The organism is Streptomyces sp. 8K308, from assembly GCF_004348315.1.
Lineage (GTDB): Bacteria > Actinomycetota > Actinomycetes > Streptomycetales > Streptomycetaceae > Streptomyces.
In genome coordinates this window covers 1-1,987 of sequence record NZ_SMKC01000580.1, presented here as the reverse complement: position 1 = coordinate 1,987, position 1,987 = coordinate 1, and the positions used below count along the sequence as shown (strand labels likewise).

The 1,987-nt window shown below is 73.9% G+C and carries 3 protein-coding genes; all 3 read left to right on the top strand.

Features of this window, described 5'->3' with window-relative positions:
• Positions 1 to 480 (top strand): MogA/MoaB family molybdenum cofactor biosynthesis protein (locus E1265_RS35865; protein WP_132935123.1); only part of this gene is annotated, 480 nt, incomplete at its 5' end.
• A complete protein-coding gene (locus E1265_RS35860) occupies positions 477 to 1,100 on the top strand; it encodes a GNAT family protein (RefSeq protein WP_132935122.1) in 624 nt (207 codons plus the stop codon). The genes E1265_RS35865 and E1265_RS35860, both read left to right, overlap by 4 nt.
• A gap of 139 nt (positions 1,101 to 1,239) precedes the next feature.
• On the top strand, positions 1,240 to 1,987 hold a 748-nt coding region (locus E1265_RS35855; RefSeq protein ID WP_132935121.1), incomplete at its 3' end, for a hypothetical protein.

Genomic DNA, 1,987 nt, shown 5'->3' with positions numbered 1-1,987 from the left:
GCCCCCTACCGCGCCCTCGCCGTCACCGCCTCCAACCGCGCGGCCGCCGGCGTCTACGAGGACACGACGGGCCCGCTGCTCGCCGAGGCCCTGACCGACCTCGGCTTCACCGCGGACGGCCCGCTCGTCGTCCCGGACGGCGAGCCCGTCCTCGCCGCCCTGCGCGACGCCGTGGCCGCCGACTACGACGTGGTCCTGACCACCGGCGGCACCGGCCTCACCCCCACCGACCGCACCCCCGAGATGACCCGCGCCGTCCTCGACCGGGAGATCCCCGGCATCCCCGAGGCGATCCGCGCCGCGGGGCTGGCCAAGGTGCCGACCGCCGCGCTCTCCCGCGGCCTGGCGGGCGTCGCGGGCCGCACCCTCATCGTCAACCTGCCGGGCTCGCCCGGCGGGGTGCGCGACGGCCTCGCCGTGCTGCGTCCGCTGCTGCGACACGCCGTCGACCAGCTGCGCGGCGGCGACCACCCGAGATGAACGTTCCCACCTGGCCCGTCGAACTGGTCGACGACCACGTCGGCCTGAGGCCCATCCGGCAGCGCGACCACCGCGCCTGGCGCGAGATCAACCAGCGCAACCGCGACTGGCTGCGCCCCTGGGAGGCCAGCATCCCGCCCCCGCCGCCCGGCCACGCGCCGCCGCGGCGGCCGACGTTCCGGCAGATGGTCAGGCACCTGCGCAACGAGGCCCAGGCCGGCCGCATGTTGCCGTTCGTCGTCACCCATCGGGGGCGCCTGGTGGGGCAGTTGACGGTGGCCGGCATCACCTGGGGCTCGATGTGCGCCGGTCACGTCGGCTACTGGATCGACCGGGCCGCCGCCGGCCGCGGCATCATGCCGACGGCGGTGGCGTTGGTCACCGACCACTGCTTCTTCACGCTCGGCCTGCACCGGATCGAGATCTGCATTCGCCCGGAGAACGCCCCGAGCCGGCGCGTGGTGGAGAAACTCGGCTTCCGCGAGGAGGGCCTGCGCCCACGCTATCTCCATATCGACGGCGCCTGGCGCGACCACCTGGTCTTCGCCCTCACCGCCGAGGAGGTGCCCGAGGGCCTGCTGACCCGCTGGCACGAGGCCCAGCGCGCCCCCCAGAAATAAAACAGCCATTCGAATACTTCCGGTCGACCGTTACGCCCCTGATAACAATCCGAAGAAATACCCGGGATGACGGCCTGATCGTGCGACACACCGCACCATTTGGCAGATGGACTCGCGCAAACCCCTCTACGGTGTGAGCGTGAGCAGCAGTGGCCTCATCTTCGCAATGATCGTCGGGGCCTGGGCCGCGTATCTCGTGCCGATGTGGCTCCGCAGGCAGGACGAGCTCAACGAGGTCCGTCCGACGGAACGCTTCAGCACCGCCATCCGGCTGCTGACGCGCAGACGCGCGTCGGAGGAGTCGGCGGAGGGGGACACGCCGGAACCGGCCGCCGACGACGCCGCCCCGGCGGCGGAGCCGCACCCGGACGTCGCGGCCGACGTCCGGGCCTTCGCCGAGCCCGTCGCCGAGCCGGTCGCCGACGTCCGCCCAGCCCCCGCCCCGAGCGGCCGCGCCAAGGTCCTGGCCAGGCGCCGCAGGACCACCATGGTCCTGCTGCTCGCCTTCACCCTCGGCGGCATCGTCACCCTCACCGCCGGCACCCGCTTCGTCTGGCTGCCCGCGATCCCGGCCGTGCTCCTCACCGCCTACGTCGTCCACGTACGCCGCCAGGAGCGCCAGCGCTACGCCGTCGCCCTCGACCGCCGCCGCGCCGAGGAGGCCGCCCGCCGCCTCCGCCAGCGCACCCAGGCGAGCACGGCGGCGCGGCCGGAGAAGCCGTCCAAGGCCATCGTCGAGCAGACCGACCACGCCGAGTGGGTCGACCAGCAGCGCCGCCGCACCCCGGCCCTCGACGACGAGCCCCAGAGCTGGGACCCGGCGCCGGTTCCCCTGCCCACCTATGTCAACGCGCCCGTCGCCCCCCGCACCAACCGTGGCATCGACC